This window comes from Corynebacterium atrinae (genome assembly GCF_030408455.1).
Lineage (GTDB): Bacteria > Actinomycetota > Actinomycetes > Mycobacteriales > Mycobacteriaceae > Corynebacterium > Corynebacterium atrinae.
In genome coordinates, this window is record NZ_CP046977.1 from 1,892,789 (window position 1) to 1,918,919 (window position 26,131).

The following is a 26,131-nucleotide window of genomic DNA, read 5'->3' on the forward strand; positions in this document are numbered from 1 at the left end:
GCTTATTTGCCGCGGACCTCAGCAAGGATTCTCCCCCGCCGCCTTCTCGGCATCGAGTTGATCGTGACGGGCCTTCCGTGAGGGGCGCAGGGCAGACTGAATCCGCCGAAGCGCACCTTCCAGTTCCTCTGCCTTGTCGCGTCCGACGAGGAGGGAGGCATCGACGACGGCCAATCCTCCCAGCTCATGCGAGAGAGTTAACCACCACGACGGACGCGGAAAGCGCGACGGGCTCGTCTGCGTCGGCGAAGCATAAGCATCGATGCCCAGCTCCCGGGCAATCCTCTCCGCCCGCAGGCTGTGGTGGGGATCGGTGACTACCAAGGTCGGGCCGATATCGGGGCATACGTCAAGCAATGCGCAAAACGACCCCCGGGTGTCATTGCCCCGCCCCACCGCGCTCACCCGCTCGGCGGGCACGCCGTGATCAATCAGGTACGAACGCCCGACCTCGGCTTCAGTAAAGCGATCGCCGGGGAGATTCCCGCCGACGGGATAGAAATGCTCAACCTGGCCGGCCTCCCACAGCAGGACGGCGTGGTCGAGGCGGGCAGCGAATTGCCTTGAGGGACGACCATCATATTGGGCCGTACCGAGCACGACCGCGGAGCGGGCGTGCGGGAGGGGGAAACGGCGGCGTCGATAAGCATGAACGAGGATGCGCGCGGGACCCGCCGCTGCCGCAACTGCCAGGAAATAAAGAGCTTTCACATCGGACAGTCTGCCAGGATGGGCGGTAGTCTGGTGCGCATGAAACCCTCGATGCCTCGCCCGAAGATCCTGGCCGCCGCCGCAGCCATTTCTGCCGCTGCATTTTTAGGTGGCGCTCCTCTCGCGCTGGCGTTGAGTCCGACGACGGTGCTGGCGCAAGCAGTGGCCGCGGATACGCTCGCACCAGGACATCTGTCGGCACCGGTGACGGACGTGTCAGGGGTGCTGGATGCCTCGCAGAGCGCGGACCTGGAATCGAAGATCCAGCAGTACAAGATCGACGGAAAAAAGACCATCTTCGTCGTGTACCTACCTAGCTTCGGTGACATGTCTCCCGAAGAGTGGACCAAGGCTGCCGTCGAGGCCAATGGTGGCGGAAACACTGGTGTGTTGGCCATCGCCACCGAGACCCGGCAATTCGGTATCAACGGCGGCTCCCAATGGACGGAGGCTGAGCTCGATGACGTTTACCAAGCCGCTTACCCCGAGCTGGTGAACAGCAATTGGTATGAGGCCGCCGCGGCAGCCATCGGCGGCGCATCCTCCTCGGGCGAGATGTCCGGCGAATCCGCTGCGTGGCTCGCCGGTGGAGCGGGAGCTGCCGTCGCTGCCGGCGGAGGCGTTTGGGCGTATACCCGCCGCAAGCGGAAGGCTACCGATGCGGCCGTGCTGGAGGATTCCCGCACCATCGACCCCTCCGATACTCGCCGCATGCTCGAGCTGCCGATGGAAACCCTCGAGCACCGCGCGCAGGAAGAACTTGTCTCCACCGACGAATCGATCCGTCGCGGCCGCGAGGAACTTGACCTGGCTATTTCCGAGTTCGGGCCCGAGCGCACCCGTTCCTTTACCCGCGCTATGAACCACTCGACGACGACGATGCAGAAAGCTTTTGCCCTGCAGCAACGACTCAATGATTCCATCCCGGAGACTCCTGCCGAGCGGCGCGCGATGCTCGTAGACATCATCTCCTCCTGCGGACAGGCCGATCGCGCGCTCGACGCCGAAGCTGACGCCTTCGCCGAGATGCGTAACCTCTTGGCCACCGCCGACGTCAAAATTGGCGAGCTCACGCAGCGCACCATCGACCTCCGCGCTCGCCTCCCGCTGGCTACCGACACCATGGCTCAGCTGCGCGAACGATACACCCCTGAGGTGCTGGCCAGCGTCAACGACAATCTCGAGATGGCCTCCGCCTCCCTCGACGAAGCCGAGGGAGCCTTGGGCTCCGCCCGAGACCTGGAAGCCAAGCCAGCCGGCGAGCAGGGAGGGTTGGTCGAGGCCATCCGCCACTCCGAGCACGCAATCGAGGTTGCCGATCGTCTGCTCAATGGCATCGAACACGCCGATGAGAACATCAACACCGCCCGCGCCAACGTCGGCGCCCTCATTGAGGAAGTCGAGCAGGAAATCGGGGAGGCGGGCGATCTCAAGCGCCGCGGCACCTCCCAGGGTGCACCCGCCGATTGGAACAAACTTGATAGCGTCGTCGGCCGAGCCATCGCCGCCCTCGACCAGGCCCGTACGACCGCGGCCTCCGATCCGCTGGGTACCTACACTGCCCTGACTGCCATCGACGCTGAACTCGACGAGCAATTGGATACCGTCCGCGAAACCACCGCCAACCAGGAACGTCAGCTCCAGATCCTGGCCAAGCAGCTCAACTCCGCAGCCGCCACTATCCAAGGCGCGGAGGACCTCATCGCCTCCCGCGGCCGCGTGGTCAAAGCCCAGGCCCGCACGTACCTCGCGGACGCCAAACGCCTTCAAGCCCAGGCGATTCAGCAGCGCACAACCAACACTCGTGGCGCCATTGAAGCAGCCCGCCAATCAACCGCCGCGGCGCAACACGCTTCTAAGCAGGCCCAATCCGACGTCGATGACTACCAGCGCCGCCAGTACTCCAACCGCGGTGGAGGCTCCAACATGGGCGGCATCGTCACCGGCATGGTGATCAACGAGATTCTTTCCGGCGGTGGCCGCGGCGGAGGATTTGGTGGCGGCTTCGGTGGCGGCTTTGGCGGCGGAGGCTTCGGTGGCGGTGGAGGCGGCGGCTTCCGCGGCGGGTCTTTCTAGTCCGACCACCACTGACGGCACCAGATGGAACCTACACCCGCGGTCGGCGGACCGGGGAATCCACCAGGACGCATCCCCAGCTGAGGAACACCGCGTCGACGGTGGGCAGTGAGGCGTAGACGGGTCCGGGTCGGAACTGGACCTTTCCGCTAATCAGCGGGCTGACGTAGGCAACAACGCCCTGCTCACCGACGATGTAGCGTTCTTTGCGCCAGATGCTGGTGCGACGGAGTTCGTAGGCTCGGCCGTCGCAGAGCGCATGGAGGACGCCGACGGTGAAGCCGGCTTGGGCGAGGGTGAACACGCGGCCGTCGCCGGTGGTGGCGCGGGCCCGGAATTTACGGGGGCCCGGTACGGACTCGACGAGGAGGCGCTCGGAATCGCAGTAGAGGACATCGGAGCGGACGCGGGCGATGGTGTCTCCCTCCGGGTCGATCAGCTCGTTGCCAATCCACTCCCATAGCCCCTCGGGGGCCGATCCGAAGAACCCCGCCGTGTCCGCCATGCCGCAGCCTTAGAAAATGAACGCCAGGATCGCAACGACGGTCATGATCGCCAGGGTGCCGATCACCGCCGTGGAGGATTTGGATAACCGGCTTTCCAGGATCAGCCGCGCGAACCAGGACAAGGCGGCGACTTCTTCGACCGGCAGGGCCGCCTCACCCTCGAACTCGAGGATGGCCTTGCGCACGCCGTGGTTGGCGCCGGAAAACTGCGCCACTTTCTCAGAGGCGGCATCGTCAACGATCCAGTTGTTACTATTCTCATTGACAAAAGTGAACTGCCTGTCCCCCAGGACGACCTCGATGGTTTTGTCCTTGCGGAAGTTGCCGACGGCGCGGAAGACGCGGCCGTCGAGAAGCGTGGCGGTAGCCCCCGCATTCTTATCGAAGTCCAGCTTCCACGTGGAGCCGTTGACGGCAGCAGTCTCGGCGGTGAAGCGGCCGAGCTCCTGCGGTCCGTCCTCGACGAGGAGGACGGGGGCGTCGGTCTCACTGCGATCCCAACTGGTGTAATGCATTGCTAGCATCCCGCCAGGCGAGTTGCCAGGTAATTCTGCAGGTCATCCAGCTTCACGCGCTCCTGAGCCATGGTGTCACGCTCGCGAACGGTCACCGCCTGGTCCTCCAACGTGTCAAAGTCGACGGTGACGCAGAACGGCGTGCCGATCTCATCTTGACGGCGGTAGCGGCGACCGATTGCACCGGACGTGTCGTAGTCCACGTTCCACAGTCCGCGCAGCTGCGCGGCCACGGCCTGCGCCTGCTCGGTCAGCGGCTCCTTCTTCGACAGCGGCAGCACCGCCACCTTCACCGGGGCGAGGCGATAATCCAGCTTCAGCACAACTCGCTTATCGACGCCGCCCTTGCTGTTCGGAGCTTCATCCTCATGGTATGCGTCACACAGGAAAGCCATCATGGCCCGGCCAAGGCCGGCCGCCGGCTCGATGACGTAAGGGATCCAACGCTCGTTGGTCTCCTGATCGAAGTAGGACAGGTCCTCGCCGGAGCCCTCGGAGTGGACGCGGAGATCGTAGTCAGTGCGGTTGGCCACACCTTCCAGCTCGCCCCACTTGGAGCCAGCGAAATTGTAGGCGTACTCGACGTCGACCGTGCGCTTGGAATAGTGCGAGAGCTTTTCCTGCGGGTGTTCGTACAGGCGCAGGTTCTCGGGACGAATTCCAAGGTCGATGTACCACTGGTAACGATCGTCGATCCAAGTCTGGTGCCATTCTTCGTCCTCGCCCGGCTTGACGAAGAACTCCATCTCCATCTGCTCGAATTCGCGGGTGCGGAAGATGAAGTTGCCCGGGGTGATCTCATTGCGGAAAGACTTGCCGATGTTGGCGATGCCAAACGGGGGCTTCATCCGCGCCGAGGTCATGACGTTTTTGAAGTTAACGAAGATGCCCTGGGCGGTCTCCGGGCGCAGGTAGTGCAGGCCCTCTTCATCATCGACCGGGCCGAGGAAGGTCTTAAGCAGGCCAGAGAAGGCACGTGGTTCGGTCCAGTTGCCGGGCTGCCCGGTCTCCGGGTCATTGATGTCTGCGAGGCCATTTGCCGGCGGGTGGCCGTGCTTCTCCTCGTAGGCCTCGAGCAGGTGATCTGCGCGGTATCGCTTGTGCGTGTGCAGGGACTCCACCAGCGGGTCGGTGAAGACCTCCACGTGGCCGGAGCTGACCCACACCTGGCGGGGCTGGATGATGGAGGTGTCCACGCCGACGACATCAGCTCGAGAGGTGACCATGTGGCGCCACCACTGGCGCTTGATGTTTTCTTTGAGCTCCACGCCCAACGGACCGTAGTCCCATGCGGATCGGGAACCGCCGTAGATTTCACCGGCCTGATACACAAGGCCGCGGCGCTTGCACAGGTTAACGACGGTATCGATGACGGACGCCATGCGGTTTCAGACTCCTCTGGTAGGGGATCAAAGTCGATTGCAGTACACCGAGTGTAGCGCCCCCGGCGTTTACGAGTCCGTATCGGGGCGAGCTGTGCTGTTCACTTAAGCGCAAGAAACCAGACGGGGGTGAAATGTCTAGAGTTAAGCATTTATTTTCTATACTGTGAATTGTCATCAATGTGGGCAGGACTACTGTCCGAGTACCAATATGAAGGCTTCAGCGGATCGTCATCCTTCTGCCTTGAGCCTGCGTGAAGAGTTAGGTGTGGTAGCCATGAATCCTCTCTCGGACAGTGATCTCGCTGCTGCCGAGCTCGTCATCGGAGCTCTTGATTCACGCTTGCGCCTGCAGATCATCCAGCGGTTGTCAGAGCGCGAACACTTCGTCCACGAACTCGTCGCCGGGCTGGGTAAGTCCCAACCATTGATCAGCCAGCACCTGCGCGTGCTGAAACGCTCCGGCATCGTCAACTCGGAGCGACGTGGACGGGAAGTCATTTACCGCCTCGCGGCTCCCGGGGCCGACGACCTCATCATGGCGGCCATTGAGCTTCACAACGAGGCCCCGACTGAGGTTGCTGCCGGGCAGGTCATCAATATCCACCGCGGGACCGAACCCGAAGGGGATGCGGGTACTGGCCAGATCGCCCACGCTCCCGCCGCCGCCTTGCCCGGGGAACCAACGCTCGATCCCATTCCCGACCCGGCACCGGTGCCTCCCACTCCGCAGAGTTTCTCCTAATCAGAACAAGAGCTTGCGTAAGTATGGATAATAGGATGATCGAACGATCACCTTCCAAAGAAAGCACTTGCTCATGACTCCCCTGCCGACCGCTACCCCGAAGTTGGGTGCCCGCAATACTCGCCAACGCACCGCGGTGGTGCAGGTTCTTTCCGAGATCGATACCTTCGCCTCTGCCAAAGAAATCTACCGAGAGCTGGATTCCCGCGATCTCAAAGTGGGGCTCACCACCGTTTATCGCACCTTGCAGTCCCTGGCCGACATCAATGCCGTCGACGTGCTCCACATGAGCAACGGGGAAACCCTCTACCGGCAGTGCGTCAACGAATCCCACCACCATCACCTGGTGTGCACCCAGTGCGGGCGCACCGAGGAGATTGACGGCGGGCCCGTGGAGACGTGGGCCAAGCGCGTCGCCGAGGAACACGGCTATTCTCTCTCCGGACACGACGCCGAGATTTACGGCACCTGTACAGAGTGCCAGCTCAAGGCCGCTGGCTAGCTCAGCACCGTTCCAAAAGCTAGGCCCAGAAGGTAGGTCACTCCCGCCGCCCCGAGGCCGATGGCCAATTGGCGCAGGGCCCGAGACAGCGGGGCCTTGCCTGATAGCACTCCCACGACTCCGCCGGTGATCATCAGCGCGCCGGAAACCAGCACGACGGCGATAAGGGCCCCGGTCACGGGAGACGCACCAAAGAGGAACGGGATAATGGGAATGAATGCTCCGGTGGCGAAGAAGAGGAAACTCGACGCCGCCGCCGTCCAGGCCGACCCCACCACCTCTTCCGGGCGAGCCGGCTGCTCAACACCCTCTGGGTGGTCTTCCCTATCGAGGCCAATGGCCTGCTCCAGGGCCATGCGGGCGAACTCCGAGTTGGCCTTGGCTTGAGCCTCGTACTCGCTGAGGCCGCGGGCACGGTAGACCAGCTTGAGTTCGTTGGCGTTGACGTCAAGTTGAGGCAGCAGCGTGTGCGCCTTGGGGTGCGGAGTGGATGCCTCCAACAACTCCCCCTGAGATTTCACCGACACCCACTCGCCCGCCGCCATGGATAGCGCTCCGGCGAGCAGACCAGACAAGCCGGTCAGCAAAATCATGTTGGAGCTCACGCCGGAGCCCATGACACCGACGACGAGGGCAAGGTTGGACACCAGGCCGTCGTTGGCACCGAAGACGGCCGCACGGAAGCCACCGGACATCTTTTCACGGCCGCGCGTGGCTAAGCCCCGGACCACCTCGGCGTGGATGCGCTCGTCGGCGGCAATCTGCGGGGAGGCATCCTCGTCCTTGAGGTAGGGGTTCCGCGACTCGGCGGTCTGCATGAGCGCGAGGGTAAACACTGACCCGAAACGCTTAGCCAGTACTCCCATGAAGCGAGTCTGCAGGTCAGGCTGGCGGGGAAAGCCCACGTAGTTGCCAAGTTTGGACCGCCAGTACTCCTCATGGCGGGCTTCCGAATCGGCCAATGCGAGAAGGATGTCCCGTTCCTCCCCCGTCTTGCGGCGAGCGAGCTCCCGGTAGACGGCCGCTTCGGCGCGTTCATTGGCCAGGTAGCGACGCCACCGAGCAATCTGCGCTTTCGTCGGCTCATCGACGTGGGATTCCATGTGCCTGCCTCCCAGTTCTACTTCGTGCCGCCGAAGCGTCGGTCACGAGATGCATACTCTACTACTGCCGCGTACAAATCCTCCGGCGTGAAGTCGGGGAAGAGCTTCTCCTGGAACACCAACTCGGCATACGCCGATTGCCACGGCAGGAAGTTGGACGTGCGCTTCTCGCCGGAGGGCCGAAGGAAAAGATCGACGTCCGGCATGTCCGGCTCATCCAGCCACTGGGAGAAGTTCTTTTCGGTGATGTCCTCGGGACGCAGCTGGCCCGCTGCGGCGGCGCGGGCGATGTCCCGGGCGGCGTCGATAATCTCGGCTCGGCCACCGTAGTTGACGCACATGGCCAGGGTGAGGCGGTCGTTGACTTTAGTTTGTTCCTCGGCGATTTCGAATTCGCGGATGACGGAGCGCCAGAGGCGCGGTCGGCGGCCCACCCAGCGCACCCGCACCCCCTTGGCATCCAATTCGTCGCGCTGGCGGCGCAGCACATCGCGGTTGAAGCCCATGAGGAAGCGGACTTCCTCGGCCGAGCGGCGCCAGTTCTCAGTGGAGAAGGCGTAGGCGGAGAGGTACGGCACGCCCAACTCCAGGCAGGCATCGACGACATCCATGAGGACGGCCTCGCCGCGTTTGTGCCCCTCGGTGCGTTTGAGGCCGCGCTCCTGCGCCCAACGGCCATTGCCGTCCATCACCAAGGCAATATGACGCGGCAGACGTTCGGCGGGGATGGCGGGCACAGGTGGCATTGACTCAGTCACCTGTTCCATTCTGCCACTACCCCGGCTAGACCTGATCCATCACCGTCAAGCTGGTGACCTTTTGTTCCAGGTGCCACTGGAGGTGGGCGCGGGTGAGGCGGTGCGCGGCGTCGATAAGCTCTGGCTGGGCCCGCTCCAGGGCGGCGGGCCAGTGCGAATGCGCCAGCAACCACATGAGGTGCAGGGCTTCCTCCGCGACCTCCGCCGAGCCTGGGGGGCGGCAGGTGACGCACGCCGCCCCACCGACGGCCGGGTGGAAGGCGTGGTGCGGCCCAGGGCTGCCGCACTGGGCGCAGTCGAACAGGCTGGGGGCCCACCCGGCGTGCGCCATCGCCTGGAGAAGGAAGGAATCCAGCACCATCGACGGGTGCTCCGTCTCCTGCATGCGGGCAAGGGTCTCGGTGAGGTGATCAAACAACCAAGGATCATCGTCGCCATCGAGCACCGCGAGCCGCTCTGCTGATTCCAGGGCGGCGCAGGCGGCTGTGTAGCGCGGGTACTCGTCGATGATGCCGGACCCGTAGAACGCCACCGTGTCGGCCTCGGTGATCGTGGCGAGGTTGCGCCCGGGGTAGAGCGTGACGCTGTTGTCCACGAAGGGTTGCAGCCGGGAACCGAAGCGCGACTTCGACCGCCTCACCCCCTTGGCCACACCGCGAACGATGCCGTGGTGGCGGGTGAGCAGCACGATGATGCGGTCGGCCTCGCCGAAATCATAGGTCCGGATGACCAGTGCCCGGTCGCGGTAAGACTCACGCCTCATGAGCTCAACCCCACAGCTAGGAGCGCCTAGAACCCAAGCCGACCCAAGGACTTGGGATCGGACTGCCAGTTCTTCAGCACCTTGATGCGCAGGTCCAGGTAGACATTCTGGCCGAGCAGTTTGATGATGCCCTGGCGGGAGTTGTGAATGATCCGGCCGAAGCGACGCCCATTCTTGCCCTTGATGATGTCTTTTTGGCCCTCCCGCTCGAGGTACAGGATCGCGTGGATGTCCAGGACATCCGGGCGTTCCTCGTTGGGCAGAATTTCATCGACCTCGACGGCCACCGAGTGCGGCAGTTCATCTTTGAGGCCGTCCAGCGCGGCCTCGCGGATGAGCTCGGCGATCCGCATTTCCTGGCCCTCATCGGTGAGGTGATCATCCGGGTAGAGCTTCGGCCCCTCCGGGAGGAGGCTGGCGATGACCTCGGCGAGGACATCCACCTGCGTGCCATCCTCCGCGGAGACGGGCACGACCTCACTGTCGCCGCCGAGCAGCTCGTGCAGCGCCATGAGCTGGGCCCCAACCTGGTCCTTGGATACCTTGTCGATCTTGGTCACGATGCCCACGATCGGCGTATTGGGTGCCACCTTCCGGACGTTGTCCAAGATCCAACGGTCACCGGGGCCGATCTTCTCATCGGCGGGGATGGTGAGGCCGATGAGATCGACGTCAGCGTAGGTTTCTTTGACAACCTCGTTGAGACGCTCGCCCAGCAGCGTGCGCGGACGGTGCAGGCCGGGCGTGTCAACGACGATGATCTGCGCATCCTCGCGATGCACCAACCCGCGGATGGGATGGCGGGTGGTTTCCGGCTGATCCGCGGTGATCGCGATCTTCTCCCCCACCAACGCATTGGTGAGGGTCGACTTGCCCGTATTGGGCCGGCCGACGAAGCTGACGAAGCCGGAGCGGAAGCCGTCCGGGGTATCGATGAAACTGCTGATGAGTGACTCCTAGGTCCGAGGTTTAACTACAGGTTAGCGGACCTGCGTGACCTCGAACTGCATCCGCGGGTGGGCGTAGGCCTCCTGCGCATCAATGAGCAGGAGTTCGCGGGAATCAGCCTCGTAGGTTTTCTCCACCAGATCGAAGACGCTCGAGGCCGTCTTGGCCAAAGCATCGGCGGCGTTGCGGCTGGCCACGTAGTGCCCGGTGAACAGCGCGGCGGTGACATCGCCGGAGCCGTTGCGCTTAAACGGCAGGTAGGGGGTCTGCACGATCCAGGCGCCCTCGTCGTTGACGGCGAGCATCTCGATGGTGCCTTCCGGGCGGTCGGGGCGCTCGACGGAGGTGACCAGCACGGTCGACGGGCCCATGTCGCGCGCCGCGTCGACGGCCGCCAGCGTGGACTCCAGATCCCCAACTTCGAGGCCGGTGAGGTAGCCCAGCTCGAACTGGTTGGGGGTGATGATGTCGGCAACCGGCACGACGCGGTCGCGCAGCAGCGGCGGGATGAGGTCCGAGACGTGGCACCCGGACTTGGCGTTGCCCATGACCGGGTCGCAGGCATAGAGCGCATCGGGGTTGGCTGCCTTGACCTTGGCTACGGCTTCGATGATGACATCCGCAATGTCGGAGCCACCCTGGTAGCCGGAAAGGACGGCGTCGCAACGCTCGAACACTCCCCGATCCTCAATGCCGGCGATGACGTCGGCGACGTCGGCAGCCGGGATCATCGGCCCGCGCCACGCGCCGTAACCGGTGTGGTTGGAGAAGTTGACGGTGGACACCGGCCACACCTCGTGGCCGAGGCGCTGCAGCGGGAACACGGATGCGGAATTACCGACGTGCCCGTAGGCGACGTGGGACTGAATGGAGAGGATATTCACCCGCCCAATTCTTCCACGTTCTACGGTCCAACTACTTATCGACGTCCCCGTCAGCCACACCTGCCGGTTCCTCCAGCACATCAACCACCACGGAGCCCACCCGCACCCGCCCGCGGCGGTCACGCCCGCCCTCGGCGGTCAGCCGCAGGCCAGAGGTTTCCACGACCGAGTCGGGCAGCGGAACGCGCCCCAACTCATACGCCAGGAGACCGGCGACGGTGTCTACCTGCTCACTAATCTCCTCGCTGAATTCAATGTCGACGTCCCAGTCGTCCCCAATCCGCTCCGCCAGGTCCTCCAGCGTCAGCCGCGACACCACGCGATAGCGCCCCCGGCCAATCGGCTCAATCGGCGCGACCTCGCGGGTGTCATACTCATCGGTGATCTCACCCACGATTTCCTCCAGGATGTCCTCGAGGGTAATCAGCCCCGCGATGCCGCCATACTCATCCACCAACACCGCCATGTGAATGTGGTCGCGCTGCATTTCATGCAGCAGCTCGTCCAGGTTCTTCGAGTCCGGCACCAACGTGGCCGGGCGCATCACGTCCGTCACGCTTACCGACGCCCCGCCATCCGTCAAGTGGTACGTCCGCCGCACCAAATCCTTGAGGTAGACGATCCCGACGATATCGTCGAGGTTCTCCCCGATCACCGGGATGCGCGAGTAACCCGAACGCACGCACAGGGTCGTGGCCTGTCCGGCGTGCTTTTCGGACTCGATCCACACCATCTCCGGGCGCGGCGACATCACCTGACGCGCCGTCGTGGAGGCCAGGTCGAAGACCGACTGGATCATCCGCCGCTCCGCCACCTCGACGATGCCGTGCTCCTGGGCGATGTCGACCATCTCCCGCAGCTCGACCTCTGTCGCATACGGGCCATCGCGGAAGCCGTTGCCCGGGGCGATGAGGTTGCCCACCCAGATGAGCAGTTTGGACACCGGGCCGAGCACTATTGCCATCGCCTGCAGCACCATCGCCGAACGCAAGGACACCGAATAAGGGTTCTTGCGGCCCATCGTCCGGCCGAACACGCCCACCACGGCATAACTGATCAGCGCGACGGAGACGATGGCGATGGAAATTGCCCAGACGTCCGACTCGAAATACTCCCGGGCGAGTATGGCGGCGAAGACGGCCGCCGAGACATCGAGAAGCGTCTTTAACAGAATGAGCAGGTTGATGTGATCCGCGCGGCGGTTGACCACCTGCAACAGCGTCCGCGCCCCGCGCACATCATCTTTGACCATGCCCTCCACGCGCGCCCGGGAAATCGAACTCACGGCGGATTCGACCGTGCCCAACAGGCCGGAGAAGGCCAGCGACAACAGAGTTAGTACAGCCAGCCAGACTAAACCCTCATCCATTTAGGCGTCCTTGGGTTCGGCCGGCTTAGCCGGCTCGCCGATGGCCGGGATCCCCGGGAGCTTCCCATCCAGCGCTTCACGATCCGCCGCCGAGGGAAACGCCTGCGGGCCGGTCGGCTTCGGCTGGTAGGTCACGCCGCGCTTTTTCACGTCGTCATACCAGTCGGCCAGCAACTCATTCTGCAGGGCGAACATCTCGCGCTCCTCCGGCGCCGTGGCGTGATCGTAGCCCAGCAGGTGCAGGCAGCCGTGGACGGTGAGCAACGCCAGCTCGTGGTCGAGCCCGTGACCGGCGGCCAGCGCCTGCTTCGCCGCGAACTCGGGGCACAGCACGATGTCGCCGAGCATCGCCGGACCGGGTTCGGGAGCGTCGGGGCGTCCGCCAGTGACGCTGCCGCTGCCGGGGGTGAGCTCATCCATCGGGAACGTCATCACGTCCGTGGGGCCGTCGAGATCGAGCCAGCGGACGTGGAGATCCTCAATGGTCGCTAGGTCGACGATGTGGAGGGATGCTTCGGCATCCGGATGGATGTCCATCTCGCCGAGGGCGAAGGAGGCGACGTCGATAAGCATCTCCTCATTGACGCCCTCATAACCGGACTCATTGAAGACTTCGATGCTCATTAGTGCTGCTTCTCCTCATAGGTGTCATAAGCGTCGACGATGCGGCCCACCAGCGCGTGGCGGACCACGTCCTGGCTGGTCAGCTCCGAAAAGTGAATGTCCTCCACACCACGCAGGATGTGGCGGACCAAGCGCAGCCCGGACTTCTGCCCCGTCGGCAGATCGACCTGGGTGATGTCCCCCGTCACCACCATCCGCGAGCCGAAGCCCAGGCGGGTGAGGAACATCTTCATCTGCGCCGGGGTGGTGTTCTGCGCCTCGTCCAAAATAACGAAGGCGTCGTTGAGCGTGCGCCCGCGCATGTACGCCAGCGGCGCCACCTCGATCACGCCGGCCTCCATGAGCTTGGGGATCATCTCTGGATCGAGCATGTCCCGCAGCGCATCGTAGAGCGGCCGCAGATACGGGTCGATCTTGTCATTGAGAGTGCCGGGCAAAAAGCCCAACTTCTCGCCGGCCTCGACCGCGGGGCGCGTGAGAATGATGCGGCTGACCTGCTTCGACTGCAGCGCCTGCACGGCCTTCGCCACGGCCAGGTACGTCTTGCCGGAGCCCGCAGGCCCGAGGCCGAAAACAATAGTGTTCTCGTCGATCGCATCGACGTAGGTTTTTTGCCCCAACGTCTTCGGTCTGACCGTCCTGCCCCGTCGACTCACAATGTCGCTGGCCAGGACCTCCGCCACCGACTGCGGCGCCTCGACCGTGACAATCGACACCGCGTGCTTGACCGCATCAGCCGAGATGACGTGCCCGCGCCGCGCGATGGACTCCAACTCGTCCAGCACCTTGACGGCGCGCGCAACCTCATGATCGGGGCCTGTCACCCGCACGACGTGCCCGCGCGCGAAAATGTCGGCATCAATCTGGTTATTGAGCACCCGCAGGTTTTCATCATTGATGCCCAGCACCGTCTGCGCGTACGCGGAGTCAAGCTCCACCGTGTTCGTGATCACCTGTGTGGCCATGCGTTGGACTCTACCAGCGCGAAGTCAGCACTCCGATGGCAGATAGGGCCACCATCGCCGCGCTCGCCGTCCGCAATACTTCCGGCCCCAGCTTCACGCTGCGCACACCGGCCTCGTTCAACTGCGCCAACTCTTCCTCGCCGATCCCGCCCTCGGGTCCGACGATGAGGAAGATCTCCTCGGCACTGAGATCGACATCGCGCAACGGTGTCGCCGCCTCTTCGTGGAGGACATAGGCGGTCTTCCCGCGCACGAGCTCGGCCAGCTGCTTGGTGTTCACCGCCGGGTGGATTTCCGGGATCCGCGTGCGCCTCGACTGCTTTGCTGCCGCCAGCGCCGCCGCCTCCCATTTTTGCTGCTTCTTCTCTGCCCACTTGGCCACGCAGCGCTGTGCCTGCCACGGCACGAACGCATCGGCGCCCGCCTGCGTCGCCAAATCGATCGCCAACTCCGAGCGCTCCGCCTTGGGCAAGGCCTGCACGATCGTCACCGAAGGTGACGGTTGCTTGTCCGCGCCCACTTCGTCCACCACCCCCACCAACTCCGACTTGCCCGTGGTGGCGGTGACGGTGACGACGGCGCGGGTACCGCGGCCGTCGATAAGCATGATGCGCTCACCGGGTGCAATCCGCTTGACCGCAACCGCATGCCGGCCCTCCGGGCCGTCGAGGGTGACCGTGCCCGCGAAGGGGCCGGGGTGGACGAAGACCGGTAGGCTCATCGGCGGAACTTGCCCCGCAGGCGTGAGAAGAACGAGCTGTCCTCGTCGTCGCGCTGCACGTGCGTGGATTCCCCGCGATGGTCGCGGACCTGCTCTAAAAGCTTCCGCGTCTTCTCGTCGAGATCCGTCGGCACCACCACGTTGACCTGGGCAATCAGATCACCACGGCCCTCTCGGCGCAGGCGCGGCATGCCTTGGCCGGCCAAGTGAATCTGCTCCAGCGGCTGGGTGCCCTGCGGGATCTTGATGGTCAGTTTCTCCCCTTGCAGATCCTCGAGGCTCACCTCAGCGCCCAGGGCCGCGTTGATAGCCGGAACGACGACCGCCACGTGCAGCGAATCACCCTCCCGCTCGAAGACCGGGTGCGGGCGCGTGGCCACCTCGACATAGAGATCGCCCGCCGGGCCACCGCCATGCCCGACCTCGCCCTGACCGGCCATGCGAATACGCATCCCATTGGCGATACCCGCCGGAATGTTGCACACCAGATCACGGCGCTTCTTCATCCGACCATCGCCGCCACAGCGCGTGCACGGGTCCTCGATGATCTCTCCGAAACCACTACACACCGGACACGTCCGCGACGTCATGATGTTGCCCAGGAAGGAACGCTGCACCTCTTGTACCTCGCCCTGACCATGGCAATTGCCACAGGTCACCGGCTTGGACTTCGACTCCGACCCCGTCCCCTCACAGTGATCACACACCACCGCCGTGTCCACGGTGATGTCCTTCTTCACACCCGCGAACGCCTCCTCCAAGGTGATCGACACCCGCAGCAACGCATCATTGCCCGGCTGCACCCGGCTCCGCGGGCCCCGCGACCCGCCGCCCATGCCGCCGCCGAAAAAGGCCTCGAAGATATCGCCGAAACCGCCGCCCCCACCGGGCATCCCCCCGGCCTGCTCCATCGGGTCCCCACCCATATCAACAATCCGCCGCTTTTCCGGATCAGTGAGCACCTCGTGCGCCACCGACGCCTCACGGAACTTCTCCGCCGCCTCCTCAGACGGGTTGATATCCGGGTGGTATTCACGCGCCAACTTGCGATAAGCCTTCTTGATCTCCGCATCGGAGGCCGACTTCGCTACACCCAGAATTCCGTAATAATCACGAGCCACGGTTAATTAGACTTCCTTTACTCTTCATGTTTGTCAGGGCTATTCGCCCGCTATTCGCCTGCGAGGACACGGCTAACATACCGTGCAACGGCTGAGACCTTCGAAATTGTTCCCGAGTAGTCCATGAATGTGGGCCCGACCACTCCCAATCCGCCCAGCGTGTGGCCTTCCGAGCCATACCCCGTCGCCACAATCGACGCCTCGTGCAGGTCCTCGTCCTCATTCTCTTCCCCGATGAGGACATGCACACTGCCCAGGTCCGGCACGCTCGCCAGCAACTTCAGCACCGTGACCTGCTCCTCCAGCGCCTCAATAACACTGGGCAGGCCCGGCCGCGTCAGGTTTGACGTCCCCGCCAGAATCAGCCGGTCACGCGGCTGCTCCACCAGCGTCTCAATCAACCGCGTCGCCGACTTCACCAACGGATGCCGGATATCCTCCGGGGCATCCGCCGCCAACTGCACCAAGCTTGACGACGCCTCCGTCAACGTCTTTGCCTCCAAAGCACCGTTGAGCGCGTCCCGCAGACGCCTCACGGCATCCGCGTCCACCGCCTCATCGAGCTCCACGTTGCGTTGCTCGACCCGACCCGTGTCCGTGATCAACACCAGCAACAACCTGACGGGGCTCAGCGCCACCACCTCGCAGTGCTTCACTCGTGACACCTGCAGGTTCGGCAGCTGCACCACCGCAGCCTGCCGCGTCAGCTGGGCCAGCAACTGCACCGACCTGCGCAGCACATCCTCCAGGTCGACCCCACCTTCCAAGAAGCTGAGAATCGCCCTGCGTTCCGGTACCGAGAGCGGCTTCACCCCGTGAATGAGATCAACAAACTGCCGATACCCCTTCTCCGTAGGAATCCGCCCCGAGCTCGCATGCTGCTGCGCGATGAGCCCCTCCGCCTCGAGCACCGCCATATCGTTGCGAATCGTCGCGCTCGACACATTCAACTTATGCCGCTCAAGCAGGGACTTTGACCCCACCGGCTCCTGGGAGGCGATGTAATCAGCCACGATCGCCTGCAGAACCTCTTGCCGGCGCCTATCTGTTGAACCAGCCATCTGGCACTCACCTCCCTTGATTGCTAGAACCACCCTACCGATCCCCGGCTCGGATGTCCCTGAGATCGTCCGTTGAAAGCGGCGTTCGCTAACAACTTCGGGGGTTCGGGCGGGGGTTGAAGCCCAGAGTTGTTAGGAAGTGCGGGTTTTGGGCCCCAACGGGGCGCGTTAGCGCTCCTCGGCGACGAGGATGTCGGTGATGATGCCATCGGCGAGGAGGCGGCCGGCGTCGGTAAGCGCCACCCGATCGCCGACGAGCCGCAGCAGGCCGCGCTTGACGAAGCCGGAGACGACGGCCTGGCCGGCGGGGGCAATCGAGGCGAGGGGGACGCCTGCGCGGAGGCGAAGGCCGAGCATGAGGGCTTCGGTGTGCCGGTCGGCGTCGGAAAGCGTTTCGGAGCCGGCGATGGGCAGAGTGCCCTCGGCGAGCATCGCGGCGTAGCGGGCGGGGTGTTTGACGTTGAAGAAGCGGCGGTTGCCCAGGTGGGAGTGGGCTCCGGGGCCGGCACCCCACCAGTCGCCGTCTTGCCAGTAGATCTCGTTGTGTCGGCACTCGCCGCCGGGGAGGGCCCAGTTGGAGACCTCGTACCAGGCGAGGCCGGCGCTTTCGAGGCGGGCGGCGATCATCTCGTAGCGGTCGGCAAAGACGTCGTCGGAGGGGGCGGGGAGTTCGCCGCGGCGGACTTTGCGGGCCATGGCGGTGCCGTCTTCGACGATGAGGGAGTAGGCGGAGACGTGGTCGACGCCGGTGGAGAGGATGGCGTCGAGGGTGCGGGCGACGTCGTCGTCGGTTTCGGTAGGGGTGCCGTAAATCATGTCGAGGTTGACGTGGGCGAAACCTGCGGCGAGGGCTTCCTGGGCGGCGGCGACGGCACGGCCGGGGGTGTGGGTGCGGTCGAGGACGCGGAGGACGGAGGCGGAGGCGGACTGCATGCCGAGGGAGATGCGGGTGAAACCGGCATCGAGAAGCCCGGCGAAGAAGGCGGGCGAGGTGGATTCGGGGTTGGATTCGGTGGTGATTTCGGCGTCAGGCGCCAGCGTGAAGTTGTCGCGCACCGTGTCGAGGACTCGCCCCAGGCCGTCAGCGCCGAGAAGGGAGGGGGTGCCGCCGCCAATGAAGATGGTGTCGACGGGGCGATCGACGACGGTCATCGCTAGTTCACGGCTGAGGGAGTCGAGGTAGGAGCCGGGCGACATGTCGAGTTCGCCGGGCGTGTAGGTGTTGAAGTCGCAGTAACCGCAGCGGGTGGCGCAGAAGGGTACGTGGATGTAGAGGCCGAACATTAGGAGGCGGCGTTCCGCGAGGCGCGCTTGGCGGCGACGCGGGCGACGACGGCGTCGATACGCGCACGTTCGACGAGGAAGGCCGGAGGGTTCGCGCCGCGCATGGTGCGGGTATACGCGGGGTGTTCCTCGGCGACGCAGCTCAGCCAGGCGTCGACGACGCCGCGCACGAGAGTGCCTACTCGCCCGTAGAAGTGCGGGAGGCTGACGGCGTTGAGGTCGGTGGCGACGAGGTCGGTCTGGGTGAGGACCCATTCGACTGCATCGTCGAGTCGCTTGGCGACGTCCGCGGTCCGCCCGTCCAGGGCCTCCGACAGCACTGCGACGGTCACCGGTGTACCGGTGACGGGGTGTGCGGTGGTGAGGGAGAGGGCGTCGATAAGCTGAGGCTCCGGGAGGCGCACTGCGGTGGCAGCGGAGGCGGAGAGAGTGCCGGCGCGGACGCCGGAGATGAGCGCTTGGCGCAGGCCGAGGAGTTCGCCGACGATGGTGCGGGAGTCTCGGCGGGCGTCGTCAAGTATTTCGGAGAACTCGGCGAGGCAGTCTTCGACGAGTTCGGCGTCCCAGTCACGGATGGCTTCGGCGAGGTGCTCGATGTACTCGGCTACCTCATCGCCAATGTTGTAGATTTCCTGGGTCAGTTCGCGGTGGCGCAGCTCAGCAGCGATCTTGTGCATCGGCTACCCCTTCAACATCGGTTTCAAGTTCAGGTTGAGAGTTTCCTGGACCGGTGCTGACTTTAGGCCACGAATATGGGCGAGTGTGTGAGACTCGCCGGGGTATCCTAGGTCGCATGACCAACTCCGCGATGAAGGTGGCTCAAGCGCTCAAAGGTGATTTGTTCACCCGCGAGAACTTTCTGCTCCTCGGTGCTGCCGCGACGGTGGGGGTTTTGGGGATCTTTGGCGGATTCGCGGCGGCTGAGCCGGAGGTGGAGCGCGCGGAGTTGTCGTCGATCATCGGAGAGCCAGTCGCGGCCAGCCCGGTCGAAGTGACCGTCCTGGGCGCGGAGGAAGGTGTGCTGCGGGTGCGCGCGTTGAACACGGCGCAGCGTCCTGTCCAGGCGCTGACCTTGGGAAACATCATTGAGTTCCCTGGGGCGGAGAACTCCACGTATGCCTCGATGACCCGCGCCGATGGCTACCCGGTGCGCACGCTGAACCCGGGAGTTCCCGTGGATATTGTCATTCCGGTGGCGGGCGAATCCCTCGCCATCAACTCGATGACCTGGCGCCAGTCGCGCCTCGATGGGTCGATGCAGTGGTTCGACCCGACTCCCGTCATGGAGGTATCGATGTGAATGCCATCACCCAGCGCACCGCCCTGGCAATCTTCGTGCTCACCGCCATCTCGCTGGGCACCTGGGTCAATGGCCTCTTCCCCAGCGAGGTCTTAACCAAGCCCTACGAGTACACCGGTGCGCACGCCCCGACGCTGGGCACGGTCAACATCACGGGCACCCGCACCGCCGACAATGTCGATGGGGTGGGCACCCAGGGCACGTACCTATTCGTTGACGCGCAGGTCAGCGACATCCCGGAGGTCGAATCGCTTGACGCGACGCTTATCGACGCCGCCGGACGCAGCAATGCGTCCATGGGCACCGGCTGCGGGGTCCATCAGCCGGGGCTGCCCGCCCCGTGCACCTTCACCTTCGAGGTCGACCCGGCCCAGCTCGCCGGCTCCCACCTGCGGGTCCGAAACGCCATGACGGAGATGTCCGGAGCCGTGCTCATCCTGCCACTGGAGGACCTAAAGTGAAGATGAACTGGTGGTACGTAGCGGTTGTCCCGGCGGTGGGATTCGCGTTGGCCGCGTCCTCGTTCCGCATGGTCGATGTGTATCTGCCGACGCAGTATCACCGGGCCCAGAGCGCTGTGGCCGGAGAGACGCTCAACTTCTCCCAGGTGGCGAAGGTCGAGGGGGAAAGCTACCCCATCGACGCTGCGATCACCGTGAACGGAGTCCATCGCCTGCGCGACGCCGATGAACCGACGATGGTGGAAGGCACCGCCATCGACGTCATCGCCATCGACCTGGACTGGGAAGCAGCCCCGGACGTTCCGCTCAAGTCGTGCTCAATGCGCCTGATCACGGAGGAGGGATTTGAGTATGTGTCCTCGCAGCAGGCAACCAGTACTTTTTCCAGCCCCTCCCCCGCCTTGGCGCAGCTTTACTCCTGCACGCCATCTGATGCGCCCGGACCGGGCTACGGAGTTATCGACGAGGCCTTCGGCCTGTTTGAAGAGGAGGCTCCCCGCCCGGAGTCGTGGAGCACCACGGTGTACTTCATTGTCCCCGACGGCGCTGAGCCTTCGCGGATGCAGGTGCGGTGGGTAGAGCCGGAGTACGCGGAATTCACCGACCTTAAAGCGGCCGGTGAAGTGGAGTTGCCGGGGCTATCCTTCGGCTGATTCCTCGGTAAGGGCTAGGTCATCGAGCTCCACCGGGCCCTGGACCGGGGCCTGCGTCGGTCCCTCTTCCGGTGCGGTAGCTGCCAGCAAACGGTCGATAGCTGGCGCAATGAGCACGATGGCGACCATGAAGTAGACCATTCGGCCCACAATTTCGATGTAGGGATGGATGGCAGCGGCCTCCGTCATCGGGCGGGGACCAAGCAGCATCCGCCCACCGTAGAGCACGCCCACCTCCGCGGCCTTGGCCATGATGAATAGCACGCAGAAAGTCACCATCGGTGCCAGACCCGCGGCCGCCACCTTGGTCAGGCCTGACCAAGTGACTTTGAGGGGCCCGATGATGGGTTTGGCGGCGGTGTCGATGGTCGAACGGGCTTGCATGACCGCGAGCTCGCTGAATTGGCGTGGGCCGTCTTTGGCGTGGGCCCCGCCTTTCTTCTTCTTGGTGGCGCTGGGAACGACCAAGGACGTGCCGTAGATCGTCGCCCCGAGCGTGAGCCAGGCGACGGGGATGATGATGACGTCGTCGGCGCGCGCGAGCAACGTAACGATCCAGCTAAGGATCGCACCGACTGGCCCAGCAAGCTCGAGGCTCCATTCCCGGAGGTTGGTGGCGGTATCGACAACGGGGGCGATGACAGCTCGGCTAGCCAACCACTCGCGTCCGTTGGCCACCCAGGTGGTGAGCACCGTGGAAAAGGTGACCATCCACAGCACTTCCAGGTAGGCAGAGAGGCCGGCCCATCCGACTGACTTTTCTCCTAATGCGAAGACACCGATGAGCTTTCGCACGACGAGGGACACCAACACCAACGAGATGAGAAGCCAGCCGAATTCGAAGTTCACCCGCCCAAAATCGGCCGTGAGAAAACGCGACGAGGCTTCCGCCAGCGTGGCGTTGTAGATGTACTCGCGGGTGTCCTCCTTGAGAAGGCCATTGGAGGCATAGACGGTGAGGAAGGGGATGAGGAGGCCGCCGATGGTGAGCATGCGGCCCTGGACCCCGCCCGCCGGGCTGGCCAGCGCCTTAGAGACATAAGGCAGCGAAGGCTTGACCAGCCACAGAGCCGAGATGAGAGAAGTCATCACGACGATGGGGGCCAGGGGCACGATTAGCGCGGCGGCGAGCGGCGAATAGTCCGACACAATGACAGCCAGCCAAATCACTAGCTGACGTAAACCCAAACCCAACGCCATCACCGTGAGCAGTGCCGGCCAGTGGCGGGCGAGGATGAGGAGGGCGTCGATAGGCACGGCGACGGCTCGTCGCAGTGCTGAACCTACATAGCTGCCCACCTTTGTCTTACCTCTTGTACAGGTGATTGATCGCGTCGGCGTAGCGCTGAGCCACAATGTTGCGCTTGACCTTCAGCGTCGGAGTGAGCTCGTTCTCCTCCTCGGTGAGATCGCGATCGAGGATGTAGAACTTCTTGATGCCCTCAGCATGCGAGACAGTGTTGTTCACGCTGTTGACGGCATCCTGGATCTCGGCGCGCAGATTCGGGTTCATCGCCAGATCAGACACCGACTTGTTCTCCGGAATGTTGTGATTGAGCTTCCAACGCGTCAAGGCGTCCTCGTCGAGGGTGACCAGCAAACCGATGAACGGCTTGCCATCGCCGACAACCATTGCCTGTGAAACCAACGGGTGCGAACGGAGGGAATCCTCCATCGGGCCGGGCGACACATTCTTGCCACCAGCGGTGACGATGAGATCTTTCTTCCGCCCGGTGACGACGAGGTGGCCCGACTCCAGCAACTCACCCAGATCGCCGGTGTTGTACCAACCATCCTCCATGGATTCCGCAGTGGCTTCGTCGTTGTTCCAATAGCCGTCAAAGACGATGTCGCCATTGATGAGGATCTCGCCGTCCTCGTTGATGCGGATCGTCGTGCCACCAACGGGGCGACCAACGGTGCCGATCTTCTGATCATCGAAGTCGACGGCAGCGGCCGCGGCGGTCTCAGTGAGCCCATAGCCCTCATAGATGGTGACACCCAGGCCGCGGAAGAAGTGAAGCAGGTCGTGGCTCATGGCGGACCCACCCGTGATGCAGTACTTCACCGAGTCGCCGATAGCCGCCCGGATCTTGGAGTACACCAACCGGTCAAAGACCTTGTGCCGGGCGACAAGCACCCGCGAGGGACCTTCGGGAGTGTCCAGTGCCCGGGAGTATTCGATCGCCGTCTTCTCAGCGCCCGCGAAGATGCTGGACTTGAGGGCACCGCCATCGGCGGCATTCGCGGCCGCGGAGTTGCGGACCTTTTCAAACACGCGCGGGACACCGAGGATGAGGTTGGGGCGGGAACGGGCGAATTCGACCGACAGCGTAGAAAAATCTGACCAGTGGTTCTGGGTCGCCCCGCCGATGGCAACCGACAACGAGACGGCCCGGGCCAGCACATGCGCCAAGGGCAGGAAGGTGAGAACGCGGGTGCCGGGGACGGCGATGCCACCGATGGGATGGGTCAGCAGCGCACGAACCTCCGAAAGCCAATTGCGGTGCGACAGGCGACAACCCTTCGGTCGGCCCGTCGTTCCCGAGGTGTAGACGAGGGAAGCCAGATCATCAGTGGAGGTGTCGGCGATCCGGGAGTTCACTTCCGCGTCCTCGATACCGCGGCCTTCGAACTTGAGGGTGGCAATCGCCGAGGAATTGATCTCCAGGACCCTGCGCAGCTGCGAAGGCGAACCCTGCAAGCTCGGGGTGCCATCTTCCTGGAGCACCAAGTGCCCGATAAGCTCCGAGTGATCCCGCGTCTCTGTGATAGCCAGGACGGCACCGGAATCCTCGATGATCCACTGCATCTGCGACAGCGACGAGGACGGATACACCGGAACCGACACCGCGCCAGCGGCCCAAATAGCGAAATCGAGCAACGACCATTCGTAGCGCGTCGCGGACACCAAGGCCACCCGATCACCGTGTTCGACACCCGCGGCGATGAGTCCCTTCGCGACCTCGTAGACCTCATCGACGAACTCGCGGCTGGTGACGTTCACCCACTCGTAGTTGGCGGGGCGGGTGAACATCACGCCGTGGGGACGGGCCTTTGCCATATCCAACATGGCGGTGAGGCAGGTTTCGCCGGGGGCAATCTCAAATTCGGCCGGGGTGCTGTACTCCTGCACTTAAATGGTCCTCTCGATCATTGTCATTCGCGATTCGTTCACAGGGCGGTTCACGACTAATTAGGTGGATTCTTGTGTCCTGGCATGCCACGACAAAACGTGACATTTTCCTCATTACGCTACCCTTTCTCGCTCCAGTCCGGGACACCTCTGGGGTGTAAAACAGCACCCATAGTCACCTCCACGCTGTCCACCGGGGACCATCCGGGTCCCAAATTTCAGCAAAACAGCGCGCAAGGTGGCAGGATATGCAGGTGTGACTAACCAGGAAGTGTTGAGAGAACTTGCCGACGCCCACGGCGTCGCCACGCACTACACCGCCAGCAACGGTGAAGAGATCACGGTCTCGGACGACACCTTGCTCAAGACGCTCCGCGCCCTCGACGTCGATCTATCGCAACAACCCGACGACGCGGAATTACTTCGGGCCCTGGATGACTTCCGGCTCGCTGAAGCCACCCGGCCGTTGCCGCCGAGCATCGTGACCACGGAAGGAAACGCACTGGCCTTCCCCGTTCACGTCCATGATGGCGCCCCGGCTGAGGTCCTCATCATTCTCGAAGACGGTTCGACCCGCGAGGTCTCCCAGGAAGAAAACTGGAACCCGCCTACCACCGATAACGACGGTGCCACCTGGGGAGAAGCGACCTTCCGGCTGCCCGCCGACCTTCCGCTGGGTTGGCATCGCCTGCAGCTCAAGTCAAATGACCTCTTCAAAGAGTGCGCCCTCGTCATCACCCCACCGCGCCTGTCCACCACGGACCTCTACGTCGAGGAGCCCACGACAGGCGTCATGGCCCAGATGTACTCGGTGCGCTCCCGAGAATCCTGGGGCATCGGCGACTTCCACGACTTGGGTGAACTCGCCGAAATCCTGGCCACCGAAGCTGGAGCCGACTACCTCCTGATCAACCCGATGCACGCGGGAGAGCCCTTCCCCCCAGTGGAGGACTCCCCCTACTTGCCGACCACTCGTCGCTTCATCAACCCCATCTATCTCCGTATCGAAGACGTCCCCGAGCTGGAACAACTAGACGAGGAGACCCGCGCAGACATCACCGAGCTCGCAGCCGAACTCCGCGCCGACAACCGCTCGGGCGAGGTCATCGACCGCAACCCCGTGTTCCAGGCCAAGCTCGATGTCCTGCGGGAAGTCCACCACCTCCCCCGCACTCAGGAACGCACCGAGAAGTTCCTCGCCTACGTTGACCGCGAGGGCGGCGGCCTGATCGACTTCGCCTCTTGGTGTGCGCAGCGCGAATTCGACCTCATCCACGAAGCTGCCGCGCATTCCATTGCCCCAGCCGAAGACGACCTAGTCAGCTTCTACATGTGGCTGCAGTTCCTGTGTGACGAACAGCTGGCTGCTGCCCAGGCTCGGGCAAAAGCCGCCGGCATGAAGATCGGCATCATGGCTGACCTCGCCGTCGGTGTACACCCCGGCGGAGCCGATGCCCACAACCTCGCTGACTACCTCGCCCCGGACGCCTCCGTAGGAGCTCCGCCGGACGGCTACAACCAACACGGCCAGGACTGGTCCCAACCACCCTGGCACCCCCGTAAGCTCGCCGAAGCCGGCTACCAACCGTGGAGAGATCTCCTACAGACCGTCCTGCGCCACTCCGGCGGCATCCGCGTTGATCACATCCTCGGCCTTTTCCGCCTCTACTGGATCCCGCGCATGCAGTCCCCCACCACGGGAACCTATGTCCGTTTCGACCACGAAGCCCTCGTCGGCATCCTCGCTTTGGAGGCAGAGCGCGCCGGAGCGGTCGTCATCGGAGAAGACCTGGGCACCTTCGAGCCGTGGGTTCAGGATGTGCTGGCCGCCAAGGGTGTCATGGGAACTTCCGTGCTGTGGTTTGAAGGCTCCCCCACCGTCAAAGGCCCCCGCCTCCAAAACGAATACCGCCAGCTAGCCCTGAGTTCCGTCACTACCCACGACCTCCCGCCCACTGCCGGCTACCTGGCCGGCGAGCACATCACGCTGCGAGAGGAGCTCGGGCTCTTCACCCGAGATGCCGCCGAGGAGGATAAAGACGACCTCGAGTGGCAAGCGGAAGTCCTCGATCGAGTCCGCGAGACGGGTTCCTTCGAGGGAACTGAGCTGGCTGAGGTGGAGTTCGCAGGTCTCGAACGCAACAAGCGTGGCGACGTCGCCGAACTCATCGCTGGTCTGCACCGCTTCATGGCGGGCACCCCATCCGCACTTACCTGCGTGTCCTTGGTGGACATGGTTGGCGATGTCCGGGCTCAAAACCAGCCGGGTACAACCCGCGACCAATACCCGAATTGGTGCATCCCCCTGTGCGATTTCAATGGCACCCCCGTGCTCATTGAGGATCTGGCGGACAATGCAATGTTTAAGGTCATCGCGAAATCTGCCCGCCGCGAAGACTAAATGAGGCTGATCAACCAAGCCACCAGAACAATCGCCAGCAGGATCCACAACGACTGCGTGACCCGCGACTGCGGGTACTTGCGCTTGGCTTTGGGCAGCTTCTGATCCTGCTTACGGAGTTCTTCGGGGTTGGCCATGGTTG

27 protein-coding genes are annotated in these 26,131 nt (G+C 63.8%); 7 read left to right on the forward strand and 20 right to left on the reverse strand.

The window, feature by feature from the left end:
- Nucleotides 1-18 precede the first annotated feature (18 nt).
- Nucleotides 19-660, reverse strand: a complete 642-nt coding sequence (locus CATRI_RS09250) for a YdcF family protein (RefSeq protein ID WP_435384201.1) — start codon at nucleotides 658-660, stop codon at nucleotides 19-21.
- 69 nt (nucleotides 661-729) lie between these two features.
- Between CATRI_RS09250 and CATRI_RS09255 the strand changes: the two genes are divergently transcribed.
- Nucleotides 730-2,787 (forward strand): TPM domain-containing protein, encoded by a 2,058-nt coding sequence (locus CATRI_RS09255; protein WP_290216884.1) that lies wholly within the window; start codon nucleotides 730-732, stop codon nucleotides 2,785-2,787.
- A gap of 31 nt (nucleotides 2,788-2,818) precedes the next feature.
- Here CATRI_RS09255 and CATRI_RS09260 read toward each other — a convergent pair whose 3' ends face one another.
- From CATRI_RS09260 to CATRI_RS09270, 3 genes are read right to left on the reverse strand one after another with little or no spacing between them, the layout of a single operon-like run.
- A complete protein-coding gene (locus CATRI_RS09260; protein ID WP_290216886.1) occupies nucleotides 2,819-3,292 on the reverse strand; it encodes a hypothetical protein in 474 nt (157 codons plus the stop codon).
- Between the two features lie 9 nt (nucleotides 3,293-3,301).
- The gene (locus CATRI_RS09265; RefSeq protein ID WP_290216888.1) at nucleotides 3,302-3,808 is read right to left on the reverse strand and encodes a hypothetical protein; all 507 of its coding nucleotides are present in this window, start codon (nucleotides 3,806-3,808) and stop codon (nucleotides 3,302-3,304) included.
- A gap of 2 nt (nucleotides 3,809-3,810) precedes the next feature.
- Nucleotides 3,811-5,190 (reverse strand): glycine--tRNA ligase, encoded by a 1,380-nt coding sequence (locus CATRI_RS09270; protein WP_290216890.1) that lies wholly within the window; start codon nucleotides 5,188-5,190, stop codon nucleotides 3,811-3,813.
- 277 nt (nucleotides 5,191-5,467) lie between these two features.
- Here CATRI_RS09270 and CATRI_RS09275 point away from each other — a divergent pair, with 277 nt between their 5' ends.
- Nucleotides 5,468-5,935: an ArsR/SmtB family transcription factor gene (locus tag CATRI_RS09275; protein WP_290216892.1), complete on the forward strand. Its 468-nt coding sequence runs from the start codon at nucleotides 5,468-5,470 to the stop codon at nucleotides 5,933-5,935.
- Between the two features lie 73 nt (nucleotides 5,936-6,008).
- Complete coding sequence (locus CATRI_RS09280; protein ID WP_290216893.1) at nucleotides 6,009-6,437, forward strand: Fur family transcriptional regulator; 429 nt, start codon at nucleotides 6,009-6,011, stop codon at nucleotides 6,435-6,437.
- Here the strand turns inward: CATRI_RS09280 and CATRI_RS09285 are convergent.
- From CATRI_RS09285 to CATRI_RS09345, 13 genes are all read right to left on the reverse strand, one after another.
- Entirely contained in the window at nucleotides 6,434-7,540 is a 1,107-nt protein-coding gene (locus tag CATRI_RS09285) for a VIT1/CCC1 transporter family protein (protein WP_290216895.1), read from the reverse strand. The two genes, CATRI_RS09280 and CATRI_RS09285, sit on opposite strands and share 4 nt — an antisense overlap.
- 17 nt (nucleotides 7,541-7,557) lie before the next feature.
- The gene (locus CATRI_RS09290; protein ID WP_435384202.1) at nucleotides 7,558-8,286 is read right to left on the reverse strand and encodes an isoprenyl transferase; all 729 of its coding nucleotides are present in this window, start codon (nucleotides 8,284-8,286) and stop codon (nucleotides 7,558-7,560) included.
- Nucleotides 8,287-8,323: 37 nt separating this feature from the next.
- Nucleotides 8,324-9,061 carry a DNA repair protein RecO gene (gene recO, locus CATRI_RS09295; RefSeq protein ID WP_290216900.1) on the reverse strand — a complete coding sequence of 246 codons (738 nt, stop codon included), beginning with the start codon at nucleotides 9,059-9,061 and terminating at the stop codon, nucleotides 8,324-8,326.
- A gap of 26 nt (nucleotides 9,062-9,087) precedes the next feature.
- Entirely contained in the window at nucleotides 9,088-10,008 is a 921-nt protein-coding gene (gene era / locus CATRI_RS09300) for a GTPase Era (protein ID WP_290221085.1), read from the reverse strand.
- A 33-nt stretch (nucleotides 10,009-10,041) separates the two neighbouring features.
- Nucleotides 10,042-10,893 carry a pyridoxal kinase PdxY gene (gene pdxY / locus CATRI_RS09305; RefSeq protein ID WP_290216902.1) on the reverse strand — a complete coding sequence of 284 codons (852 nt, stop codon included), beginning with the start codon at nucleotides 10,891-10,893 and terminating at the stop codon, nucleotides 10,042-10,044.
- A 31-nt stretch (nucleotides 10,894-10,924) separates the two neighbouring features.
- A complete protein-coding gene (locus CATRI_RS09310) occupies nucleotides 10,925-12,262 on the reverse strand; it encodes a hemolysin family protein (RefSeq protein ID WP_290216904.1) in 1,338 nt (445 codons plus the stop codon).
- On the reverse strand, nucleotides 12,263-12,886 hold the full coding sequence (ybeY, locus tag CATRI_RS09315) for an rRNA maturation RNase YbeY (RefSeq protein ID WP_290216905.1): 624 nt from the start codon (nucleotides 12,884-12,886) through the stop codon (nucleotides 12,263-12,265).
- Nucleotides 12,886-13,851: a PhoH family protein gene (locus CATRI_RS09320; protein ID WP_290216908.1), complete on the reverse strand. Its 966-nt coding sequence runs from the start codon at nucleotides 13,849-13,851 to the stop codon at nucleotides 12,886-12,888. Before CATRI_RS09320 ends, ybeY begins: the two co-directional genes overlap by 1 nt.
- Nucleotides 13,852-13,861: 10 nt before the next feature.
- Nucleotides 13,862-14,572, reverse strand: a complete 711-nt coding sequence (locus CATRI_RS09325; protein WP_290216910.1) for a 16S rRNA (uracil(1498)-N(3))-methyltransferase — start codon at nucleotides 14,570-14,572, stop codon at nucleotides 13,862-13,864.
- On the reverse strand, nucleotides 14,569-15,693 hold the full coding sequence (gene dnaJ / locus CATRI_RS09330) for a molecular chaperone DnaJ (protein ID WP_290216912.1): 1,125 nt from the start codon (nucleotides 15,691-15,693) through the stop codon (nucleotides 14,569-14,571). The genes CATRI_RS09325 and dnaJ overlap by 4 nt, the downstream gene beginning before the upstream one ends.
- A 50-nt stretch (nucleotides 15,694-15,743) precedes the next feature.
- A complete protein-coding gene (gene hrcA / locus CATRI_RS09335) occupies nucleotides 15,744-16,754 on the reverse strand; it encodes a heat-inducible transcriptional repressor HrcA (RefSeq protein ID WP_290216913.1) in 1,011 nt (336 codons plus the stop codon).
- A 168-nt stretch (nucleotides 16,755-16,922) separates the two neighbouring features.
- Nucleotides 16,923-18,038 (reverse strand): radical SAM family heme chaperone HemW, encoded by a 1,116-nt coding sequence (gene hemW, locus CATRI_RS09340; RefSeq protein ID WP_290216916.1) that lies wholly within the window; start codon nucleotides 18,036-18,038, stop codon nucleotides 16,923-16,925.
- Nucleotides 18,038-18,715 (reverse strand): hypothetical protein, encoded by a 678-nt coding sequence (locus CATRI_RS09345; protein ID WP_290216918.1) that lies wholly within the window; start codon nucleotides 18,713-18,715, stop codon nucleotides 18,038-18,040. Before CATRI_RS09345 ends, hemW begins: the two co-directional genes overlap by 1 nt.
- A 116-nt stretch (nucleotides 18,716-18,831) precedes the next feature.
- Between CATRI_RS09345 and CATRI_RS09350 the strand changes: the two genes are divergently transcribed.
- The 3 genes from CATRI_RS09350 to CATRI_RS09360 are packed head-to-tail and all read left to right on the forward strand — an operon-like array spanning nucleotide 18,832 to nucleotide 20,452.
- On the forward strand, nucleotides 18,832-19,338 hold the full coding sequence (locus CATRI_RS09350) for a hypothetical protein (RefSeq protein WP_290216920.1): 507 nt from the start codon (nucleotides 18,832-18,834) through the stop codon (nucleotides 19,336-19,338).
- Nucleotides 19,335-19,799 (forward strand): hypothetical protein, encoded by a 465-nt coding sequence (locus CATRI_RS09355; protein ID WP_290216922.1) that lies wholly within the window; start codon nucleotides 19,335-19,337, stop codon nucleotides 19,797-19,799. Before CATRI_RS09350 ends, CATRI_RS09355 begins: the two co-directional genes overlap by 4 nt.
- A 2-nt stretch (nucleotides 19,800-19,801) precedes the next feature.
- Nucleotides 19,802-20,452, forward strand: a complete 651-nt coding sequence (locus tag CATRI_RS09360) for a hypothetical protein (RefSeq protein ID WP_290216923.1) — start codon at nucleotides 19,802-19,804, stop codon at nucleotides 20,450-20,452.
- Here CATRI_RS09360 and CATRI_RS09365 read toward each other — a convergent pair.
- Nucleotides 20,438-21,751, reverse strand: a complete 1,314-nt coding sequence (locus tag CATRI_RS09365) for a hypothetical protein (RefSeq protein ID WP_290216925.1) — start codon at nucleotides 21,749-21,751, stop codon at nucleotides 20,438-20,440. The genes CATRI_RS09360 and CATRI_RS09365 overlap by 15 nt on opposite strands.
- 7 nt (nucleotides 21,752-21,758) lie before the next feature.
- Nucleotides 21,759-23,525: an AMP-dependent synthetase/ligase gene (locus CATRI_RS09370; protein ID WP_435384203.1), complete on the reverse strand. Its 1,767-nt coding sequence runs from the start codon at nucleotides 23,523-23,525 to the stop codon at nucleotides 21,759-21,761.
- Between the two features lie 319 nt (nucleotides 23,526-23,844).
- Between CATRI_RS09370 and malQ the strand changes: the two genes are divergently transcribed.
- Nucleotides 23,845-25,989, forward strand: coding sequence for a 4-alpha-glucanotransferase (gene malQ / locus CATRI_RS09375; RefSeq protein WP_290216929.1), 2,145 nt, complete (start codon nucleotides 23,845-23,847; stop codon nucleotides 25,987-25,989).
- Here malQ and CATRI_RS09380 read toward each other — a convergent pair.
- A complete protein-coding gene (locus CATRI_RS09380; protein ID WP_290216932.1) occupies nucleotides 25,986-26,126 on the reverse strand; it encodes a hypothetical protein in 141 nt (46 codons plus the stop codon). The two genes, malQ and CATRI_RS09380, sit on opposite strands and share 4 nt — an antisense overlap.
- Nucleotides 26,127-26,131: the final 5 nt, after the last annotated feature.

Excerpts from the sequence above, each read along its gene's own strand:
- ybeY (WP_290216905.1), bottom strand. The coding sequence starts at position 12,886 with ATGAGCATCGAAGTCTTCAATGAGTCCGGTTATGAGGGCGTCAATGAG.
- CATRI_RS09260 (WP_290216886.1), bottom strand. The coding sequence starts at position 3,292 with ATGGCGGACACGGCGGGGTTCTTCGGATCGGCCCCCGAGGGGCTATGG.
- CATRI_RS09345 (WP_290216918.1), bottom strand. The coding sequence starts at position 18,715 with ATGCACAAGATCGCTGCTGAGCTGCGCCACCGCGAACTGACCCAGGAA.
- recO (WP_290216900.1), bottom strand. The coding sequence starts at position 9,061 with ATGAGGCGTGAGTCTTACCGCGACCGGGCACTGGTCATCCGGACCTAT.
- CATRI_RS09265 (WP_290216888.1), bottom strand. The coding sequence starts at position 3,808 with ATGCATTACACCAGTTGGGATCGCAGTGAGACCGACGCCCCCGTCCTC.
- CATRI_RS09290 (WP_435384202.1), bottom strand. The coding sequence starts at position 8,286 with ATGCCACCTGTGCCCGCCATCCCCGCCGAACGTCTGCCGCGTCATATT.
- CATRI_RS09310 (WP_290216904.1), bottom strand. The coding sequence starts at position 12,262 with ATGGATGAGGGTTTAGTCTGGCTGGCTGTACTAACTCTGTTGTCGCTG.
- CATRI_RS09380 (WP_290216932.1), bottom strand. The coding sequence starts at position 26,126 with ATGGCCAACCCCGAAGAACTCCGTAAGCAGGATCAGAAGCTGCCCAAA.
- CATRI_RS09370 (WP_435384203.1), bottom strand. The coding sequence starts at position 23,525 with ATGTTGGATATGGCAAAGGCCCGTCCCCACGGCGTGATGTTCACCCGC.
- hemW (WP_290216916.1), bottom strand. The coding sequence starts at position 18,038 with ATGTTCGGCCTCTACATCCACGTACCCTTCTGCGCCACCCGCTGCGGT.
- CATRI_RS09280 (WP_290216893.1), top strand. The coding sequence starts at position 6,009 with ATGACTCCCCTGCCGACCGCTACCCCGAAGTTGGGTGCCCGCAATACT.
- CATRI_RS09360 (WP_290216923.1), top strand. The coding sequence starts at position 19,802 with ATGAACTGGTGGTACGTAGCGGTTGTCCCGGCGGTGGGATTCGCGTTG.
- hrcA (WP_290216913.1), bottom strand. The coding sequence starts at position 16,754 with ATGGCTGGTTCAACAGATAGGCGCCGGCAAGAGGTTCTGCAGGCGATC.
- CATRI_RS09255 (WP_290216884.1), top strand. The coding sequence starts at position 730 with ATGGGCGGTAGTCTGGTGCGCATGAAACCCTCGATGCCTCGCCCGAAG.
- CATRI_RS09275 (WP_290216892.1), top strand. The coding sequence starts at position 5,468 with ATGAATCCTCTCTCGGACAGTGATCTCGCTGCTGCCGAGCTCGTCATC.
- CATRI_RS09325 (WP_290216910.1), bottom strand. The coding sequence starts at position 14,572 with ATGAGCCTACCGGTCTTCGTCCACCCCGGCCCCTTCGCGGGCACGGTC.
- CATRI_RS09270 (WP_290216890.1), bottom strand. The coding sequence starts at position 5,190 with ATGGCGTCCGTCATCGATACCGTCGTTAACCTGTGCAAGCGCCGCGGC.
- CATRI_RS09285 (WP_290216895.1), bottom strand. The coding sequence starts at position 7,540 with ATGGAATCCCACGTCGATGAGCCGACGAAAGCGCAGATTGCTCGGTGG.
- CATRI_RS09320 (WP_290216908.1), bottom strand. The coding sequence starts at position 13,851 with ATGGCCACACAGGTGATCACGAACACGGTGGAGCTTGACTCCGCGTAC.
- CATRI_RS09350 (WP_290216920.1), top strand. The coding sequence starts at position 18,832 with ATGACCAACTCCGCGATGAAGGTGGCTCAAGCGCTCAAAGGTGATTTG.